Origin of the sequence: Listeria rocourtiae FSL F6-920 (assembly GCF_000525975.1) — a bacterium.
GTDB classification, from domain to species: Bacteria; Bacillota; Bacilli; order Lactobacillales; family Listeriaceae; genus Listeria_A; species Listeria_A rocourtiae.
Map to the genome: position 1 here is coordinate 93,490 of NZ_AODK01000033.1, position 7,070 is coordinate 100,559.

The following is a 7,070-nucleotide window of genomic DNA, read 5'->3' on the forward strand; positions in this document are numbered from 1 at the left end:
TATGTCTTAAAAATAGCATAAAAACACGGATAAAGCAATGATTGTTATTTTGTCAGCCCCTTATATTTCATTAATGGATATAATAGGAAACCTAGGAGAAATAGGCCAATACTAAGAACAAACACGCGCCAATCTTCTGTTCCACTTTTGATAATCCAACAGGCATATGTTAACGCAAGTGATGCAATAAAGCCATCAAAGCAACGTTTTCCTAATGAGTTTGATTCATATGTCGCGCCAGTCAGCGTCAATTTCAGCTGGAATAATGGCGAGATGAAATATTGGACAAGAAATGCAAGCGTTGATACTTTAACCACAAAATCATAGGCTGCTGCGATATTCCCTGAAAGCGTTGAAAAAATGAATAATTGGGATGCAAAACATGTCAAAATAAGGACAAGAACTGGTGTACCGTTTTTATTTGTTTTTGCTAAAAATGGAAGGAAGAGCCCATTTTTAGCAGCTTGATATGGTGCTTCGGAGCTCATCATAATCCAACCGATTGCCGAGCCGAACAAGCAAACTAGCGCAAGCAATGCCATAACTGCTGAGCCACCATTCCCTGTGACTACATTCAGTGCATCTGCCAATGGACTTGCAGAGTGGAGCAATTTAGATTTCGGGATGAGACCTAATGCTAAGATTGTGATTGTTGTATAGAGGCAAACAGAGATTACCAGACCCGAAATCGTTGCAGCGCGCACAGTTTTTCCAGATTTAGCGCGTCCAGCAAACATCATCGCTGATTCGATACCAATGAAGGCCCATAAAGTCACAATCGCAGCACTGTTCACTTGTGATAACAAACCATGCTCTAGTCCACTCGTATCGACAACTGGATGATACCACTCACCCATTACTGAAGATTGGAAGGCGAATAAACCAACAACGATGAACAAGAAAAAGCCAATGATTTTTGCAGCAGTAGCGATGAAATTAATCCGGCCAGCACCACTAACACCTTGAATAATAATCAGGCAAACACCCCATAAAAGTAGCGAGCAAATGATAAATGTGAGCAATTGGCCGAGCCCCAACTGATAGGATCCTATTGTCAAAACAATTTCTTTGCTGTTAAGTATTGGGAAAAACACAGATAAGTAACCGGCAAAAGAGGTGATGATAGACACATTCCCCGCCCAGTTAGCGACCCAATAACTCCAGACAGCAATGAAACCGGCAAGTCTTTTTAATTTTGGATTACCGAATAATTCGAATGCGTGGCTTTGCGCACCACTGGTTAAGTCTGGTCGTCGCACAGCTAAATTTCCGAATACAAGGGCAATCATTAAAACACCTGTCCCTGTCAAAACCCACGCCAGCATAATACCGAGCGGGCTTGCTACTGAAGCCATTTGCCGTGGTAACATAAAGATTCCTGATCCAATCATGTTCCCTACTACTAACGATGTCAATACGAGATAACCCATTTTCTTGTTTGTTTTGTTCATGTTTCTTCCCCCAAATCATTTTAACACATTACCAAGTTAAAGTATTTTTATATAATATCACACATGATAACCTCTCCGCAACCCCTTGGAAATATGATAAAATAGCAGAGATGATTAATTCAAATTTGAAGGAGTTTGACACATGATGAATCCATTTCCATACACGAATGATAATAAACGGTACCACACGTGGAATTACTGTTTGCGTGAACATTTTGGTTATAAAGTTTTTAAAGTAGCATTAGATGGTGGTTTCGATTGCCCGAATCGTGATGGTACGGTGGCACATGGCGGTTGTACTTTTTGTAGTGTGGCGGGATCTGGAGATTTCGCTGGAGATCGAGTCGATGATTTACAAACCCAGTTTCATGCAATTAAGGAACGGATGCACACGAAATGGAAAGATGGTAAATATATGGCCTATTTCCAGGCGTTTACGAATACGCATGCTCCTGTTGCGGAACTACGCGAAAAATACGAGTCAGTGCTAAATGAGACTGGTGTTGTGGGACTTTCCATTGCAACGCGCCCTGACTGCCTTCCTGACGACGTTGTGGACTATCTAGCTGAATTAAATGACCGAATTTACCTATGGGTCGAACTTGGCCTACAAAGCGCTCATAACGATACTGGCGTGCTAATAAACCGGGCACATGATTACGACTGTTATGTGGAAGGCGTTGAAAAACTACACGCTCGTGGTATTCGTGTTTGTACGCATATTATCAATGGGCTCCCGCGCGAAACGCCAGAAATGATGATGCAAACTGTACAAAAAGTGGTAGAAAGTGGCGTTGCAGGTATTAAAATCCACTTATTACACTTGCTCAAAGGAACACCAATGGTCCAGCAGTATAAAAATGGTGAGTTACACTTCTTAACAAAGGACGATTATGTGAACCTTGTATGTGATCAGCTAGAAATCCTACCTCCGGAAATGGTCATTCATCGCATTACAGGTGATGGTGCCATTGAGGACTTAATTGGTCCGATTTGGAGTTTGAACAAGTGGGAAGTTCTCAATTCGATTGATGCCGAACTTGTTAGACGCGATAGCTGGCAAGGGAAGTTTTACAAACCTTTGAAAGTCGGTGATAGCGCATGAATTTAAAAAGCATTCTCCCTTTTAGCCACGATCTACTCAACCGAATCATTTTACCTGGCGATACAGTCGTTGATGCCACAATTGGAAACGGTCATGACACAGCTTTCTTAGCGAATTTAGTTGGTGTGAACGGCCGTGTATTCGGCTTTGATATCCAGCAAGAAGCTATCGATGCAACCACACAGCTGCTCACAGAAAAGCGATTGAACACCCAAGTTACACTCTTACATGAGAGTCATGCAAAAATGACTGAGCTTCTTTCTGAGCAAACAATCAAAGCCGCTATTTTCAACCTTGGTTATTTACCTGGTGGCAATAAAACGATTACAACACTGGCTGATTCAACCATCCAAGCAATCGATGCCGCACTATCCCTACTTGAAATCGGTGGCATTACGATTCTAGTTATTTACCACGGCCATCCTGAAGGTCAAATAGAAAAATCAGCAGTACTAAACTATGCCAAGTCCCTTCCTCAAGAGCAGTTTCATGTGTTAGAATATCGTTTCATCAATCAACGTAGCAATCCCCCTTTCGTCATCGCTATTGAAAAACGCAAAATAAAACCAGTTTCCGCAAAATGATGTGGAAGCTGGTTTTTATTTGAAATAAAATTTCACTAAATATATAATTAAACTAAAACAATAAGAAAGCACGGTGATTCTTCATGTTCGGTATCTCCATTTATCTATCAAACGACAATGACTTTGAAACAACAATCCAGCAAGCATCCAAAAACGGTTTTTCCCTTATTTTTAGTTCGTTACACATACCCGAAGAAAATCCAGCAAACTATCACCAGCTACTAACAAGGCTTGGCGCTGCTGCCAAAGAAGATAATATGCAGTTAATTCTTGATATTTCCACTGAATCACTCGCACATATTGATCTCACTATCGACAATGCAGAGCGACTAACTGAACTTGGCGTCACCGGCTTACGCGTGGATTATGGTTTAACAATAGACGAAATCGCAAAACTCGCTACGAAAATCAAAGTCTATCTTAATGCTAGCACGATTGATGAGCCATTTTTTAAAATCGCTTTTACAGGCTGGCATTGATATCTCACAAGTAGAAGCATTTCACAACTATTATCCAAAACCACATACAGGCCTTGACGTTCCTTTTTTTAAACAAACAAATGAATTTCTACACAGCTATGGTCTAAAAGTCGCCGCTTTTGTCCCAGGTGATGAAGAAAAACGCCAGCCATTGTTCGAGGGACTACCAACTCTAGAAAAACATCGACACACACACCCATTTGTCGCAGCACTTGAATTAGAAACACTTGGTATCGATCACGTTTATATTGGCGATCCATCATTACAAACACAAACAATAGAACAATTTTCCGCGTTTGCAAAAGAACAAACAATTCTACTTGATTGTGAGCTGTCAAAGGAACTAGACTCTCGTATCCAGCAACACCTTTTACAACCAGATAACAACCGCATGGACCCAGCGCGCGATCTTATTCGTTTAGAAAAATCACGCCCAGCTTTAGGGAAAATCGATATTGCACCTTTACCTACAAATGTCCGTCCAATCGGTAGCATTCTCATCGATAACCAATTATTTGGACGTTACCAAGGCGAAATTACGATTGCTACTCGCGACTTACCTGACGAACCAAAGTCAAATACTATCGGTCACCTCACCCCAGAATCCATTGCTATACTACCATTTATAAAGCCAGGACAGATACTTCGGTTAAGACAATACAATTGAAAAGCATGCCCTTGAAGGCACCATTTATTATAGTAAGAGCAGAATATTCTTCCACACCTACCTTTGTAACACCAATGTTTTACTACGCCATTATCGTCTTTTCAGTATGCACAACTGGACCACCACCGAAACGAGTAACCTTATTCGAAGCAAATGAAGACATTACATTTTTTGTATCTAAAATTAAAGCACTGTTTGCAAATATCTGCTCCTTATCAAAAATGTCATGGCATGTCATCATAATAACCAAATCATAGGTTGCAAAACGATTGTAATCAAGCGGAATCGTTTCCTGAGTCACGCCATTATAATCTCTATATTTTGTTGCTAATGGATCACAGAAATCCACACTAGCTCCCGATTTTATAAGGTTTTCATAAACAGAAATACTTGGTGACTCTCGAAGATCGTCAATATTCTCTTTATACGCCATACCAAGTAGTAAAACACGCGAACCACTCAACGCCTTTTGTTTGCTATTCAACGTCTTCATCGCTTTATGAACAACATGCTCTGGCATTTGATGATTAGTCTCCTGCGCCAACTCAATAAAACGGCTGAAAAAATTAACCTCCTTCGCTTTCCAAGATAAATAAATCGGATCTAACGGAATACAATGCCCGCCAATTCCTGGTCCTGGGTTAAATCGCATAAACCCAAATGGTTTTGTACTGGATGCTTCAATCGTTTCCCAAACATCAATGTCTAATTTTTCGCACAATAATGACATTTCATTAATAAACGCTATATTAATGCTTCGAAACGTATTTTCAAGGAGCTTACTCATCTCTGCCACTTCCGTCGATGCCACAGGTACTACATGGTTGATTACCTGTTCGTATAGAGCTGTTCCCACCTGCATCGAAATCGGTGTCATACCTCCCAATACTTTTGGTGTATTTTCTGTTTGGTATGTTTTATTACCTGGATCAACTCGCTCTGGCGAATAGCATACATAGAAATCTTCATCTAATTTCCAACCATCTTTTTCAATTGGCAAATAAAGCAATTCCTTAGAGGTACCTGGATATGTTGTACTTTCCAACACTACAGCCGTATTAGGTGTCATATTCTCACGAATCATATCCACCGCACTTACGATATATGAAATATCTGGTTCATATGATTTAGTTAGAGGTGTTGGTACGCATATAATGATTGCGTCTGCCTTTGCTAGATTTTCAGAGTCTGTAGTCGCAATAAGCTGTTTGTTTCCAACCAATTTTGCTAAACGTTCCGATGTGATGTCCATAATATCAGATTTACCTTGATTAACAAGCATTACTTTTGGCTCGCTTGGATCAAATCCAATAACTTGAAAACCAGCTTCAGCAAAGGAGATGGCTAGTGGTAAACCAACATAGCCAAGCCCCATAACCGCGATAACCGCTTCCTTTTTATTCAATCTATTCTTTATCTTCTCGAAATTATTCATCTCATTACTCCTTTTTATATGCCTTAACGTGTTCCCCATTTATCTACACGTAATGTTGCCAACGCTGTTAAACGCACAATATGAATAGTGAAAAAATGAATGAGACCATAAATTGGTGCCATTAAATAGCAGAGTGGATACTTAAATATATAGTGTACATTCCTCGCATAGGCAGATAGACAAGCCAAAATCAAGTAAAATACCCAATCGATCCATGTCAAATCCCAAAAATGCCAAATAATATTATATCCAACAGCTGCTAGGAAAATAATCCATAACACAATCTCAACGAACGACCATAAAAATACAATTGGATGCGTAAAAATCATGCGCATCGATATAAACGTCTCTCTAAAAAAGGATTTACTCCATCGTGTTTGTTGCTTTAAAAATACACGCATCGAATCTGGAACATCCGTAATACATTCCGCTGTTGACTGATAAATCGTAGTACCTTTCTCAATCGCATAGTTTGTTAAGCAACGGTCATCCCCAACAGATGCCGGCACTCCAAGTACTTGTTGGTTTAGATATCGCTGTAGATTATCCATAACAACCTCACGTCGATAGCAACTAATCGGTCCCGAACAAACAAGAATATGTCCAGTGACTGACTGCGAGGCACGCTCCACACGAAAAGCATTATCATAACGCATATCTAAAAGGCGTGTTAACAAATTGGTATCACGATTCCGAGCATTAATATGGCCTGTTGCAGCCATCACTTTTTCATCAGCAAACGGTCGCATTAACTCATATAATGTGTTCGGGAAAATCTCCCCATCTGAATCCATCGTAAAAAATATGTCCCCCGTGGAGTGCTCAAAGGCGTATGCCTGCGCATGTCGCTTCCCTTGGTTCTTCTCCATCTCGTGAATAATGATATTCGTTGTATTTGGCAATTTGGCTTCTGCTATATATTTTCTTAAAGCAATTACAGCCTCTTTCGACTTACTACCATCGTCCACAAAAAAGATTTCATGTATTGGATAAGTCTGTTTCTGAATTGTCTCCATTAAACGAATAATCGCTTCACTAGATTCATTATAAGCTGGGATAACAACTGTTACTTTCAAATTCGGTGGGTCATTTTCTTTCGGCTTATAGAACATAGATAACGTCATTTTAATAATTAGATAAATAACCATACCCCAACCATAGATACTAAACGATGTTGAAATATTACCCGTTCTCCAAAAACCAATCATCTCTAGCATTGCTACACAAAGTATAAAACCAAATAAAGAGATAATAAATGATGATTTTTTCGTCCCTTTTTCAAACATTCTGTCAACTCCCTTAATTATTTGAATTTCAAAAAATCAAAACATTATATATATAAACTAAAA

The 7,070-nt window shown here is 39.6% G+C and carries 7 protein-coding genes; 4 read left to right on the plus strand and 3 right to left on the minus strand.

The window, feature by feature from the left end:
* Positions 1–44: 44 nt before the first annotated feature.
* Positions 45–1,451 (minus strand): amino acid permease, encoded by a 1,407-nt coding sequence (locus PROCOU_RS11465; RefSeq protein ID WP_036072543.1) that lies wholly within the window; start codon positions 1,449–1,451, stop codon positions 45–47.
* A gap of 142 nt (positions 1,452–1,593) precedes the next feature.
* On the opposite strand from PROCOU_RS11465, the gene mnmL reads away from it, so the two are divergent.
* The 4 genes from mnmL (at position 1,594) to PROCOU_RS18930 (ending at position 4,286) form a co-directional block, all read left to right on the plus strand.
* Positions 1,594–2,556, plus strand: a complete 963-nt coding sequence (gene mnmL / locus PROCOU_RS11470; RefSeq protein WP_036072545.1) for a tRNA modification radical SAM protein MnmL/YtqA — start codon at positions 1,594–1,596, stop codon at positions 2,554–2,556.
* The gene (mnmM, locus tag PROCOU_RS11475) at positions 2,553–3,140 is read left to right on the plus strand and encodes a tRNA 5-(aminomethyl)-2-thiouridylate-methyltransferase MnmM (RefSeq protein WP_036072547.1); all 588 of its coding nucleotides are present in this window, start codon (positions 2,553–2,555) and stop codon (positions 3,138–3,140) included. The genes mnmL and mnmM overlap by 4 nt, the downstream gene beginning before the upstream one ends.
* Positions 3,141–3,223: 83 nt before the next feature.
* Positions 3,224–3,619 (plus strand): MupG family TIM beta-alpha barrel fold protein, encoded by a 396-nt coding sequence (locus PROCOU_RS18925; protein WP_149023664.1) that lies wholly within the window; start codon positions 3,224–3,226, stop codon positions 3,617–3,619.
* Positions 3,579–4,286 carry a MupG family TIM beta-alpha barrel fold protein gene (locus PROCOU_RS18930; RefSeq protein WP_159101217.1) on the plus strand — a complete coding sequence of 236 codons (708 nt, stop codon included), beginning with the start codon at positions 3,579–3,581 and terminating at the stop codon, positions 4,284–4,286. The genes PROCOU_RS18925 and PROCOU_RS18930 overlap by 41 nt, the downstream gene beginning before the upstream one ends.
* Before the next feature lie 82 nt (positions 4,287–4,368).
* Here PROCOU_RS18930 and PROCOU_RS11485 read toward each other — a convergent pair whose 3' ends face one another.
* Positions 4,369–5,721 (minus strand): nucleotide sugar dehydrogenase, encoded by a 1,353-nt coding sequence (locus PROCOU_RS11485; RefSeq protein WP_036072549.1) that lies wholly within the window; start codon positions 5,719–5,721, stop codon positions 4,369–4,371.
* Positions 5,722–5,744: 23 nt separating this feature from the next.
* Entirely contained in the window at positions 5,745–7,007 is a 1,263-nt protein-coding gene (locus PROCOU_RS11490; protein WP_036072551.1) for a glycosyltransferase family 2 protein, read from the minus strand.
* Between the last annotated feature and the right edge of the window lie 63 nt (positions 7,008–7,070).

Coding starts and splice junctions, on each gene's coding strand:
- PROCOU_RS11465 (WP_036072543.1), bottom strand. CDS start 1,451: ATGAACAAAACAAACAAGAAAATGGGTTATCTCGTATTGACATCGTTA.
- mnmL (WP_036072545.1), top strand. CDS start 1,594: ATGATGAATCCATTTCCATACACGAATGATAATAAACGGTACCACACG.
- mnmM (WP_036072547.1), top strand. CDS start 2,553: ATGAATTTAAAAAGCATTCTCCCTTTTAGCCACGATCTACTCAACCGA.
- PROCOU_RS18925 (WP_149023664.1), top strand. CDS start 3,224: ATGTTCGGTATCTCCATTTATCTATCAAACGACAATGACTTTGAAACA.
- PROCOU_RS18930 (WP_159101217.1), top strand. CDS start 3,579: ATGAGCCATTTTTTAAAATCGCTTTTACAGGCTGGCATTGATATCTCA.
- PROCOU_RS11485 (WP_036072549.1), bottom strand. CDS start 5,721: ATGAATAATTTCGAGAAGATAAAGAATAGATTGAATAAAAAGGAAGCG.
- PROCOU_RS11490 (WP_036072551.1), bottom strand. CDS start 7,007: ATGTTTGAAAAAGGGACGAAAAAATCATCATTTATTATCTCTTTATTT.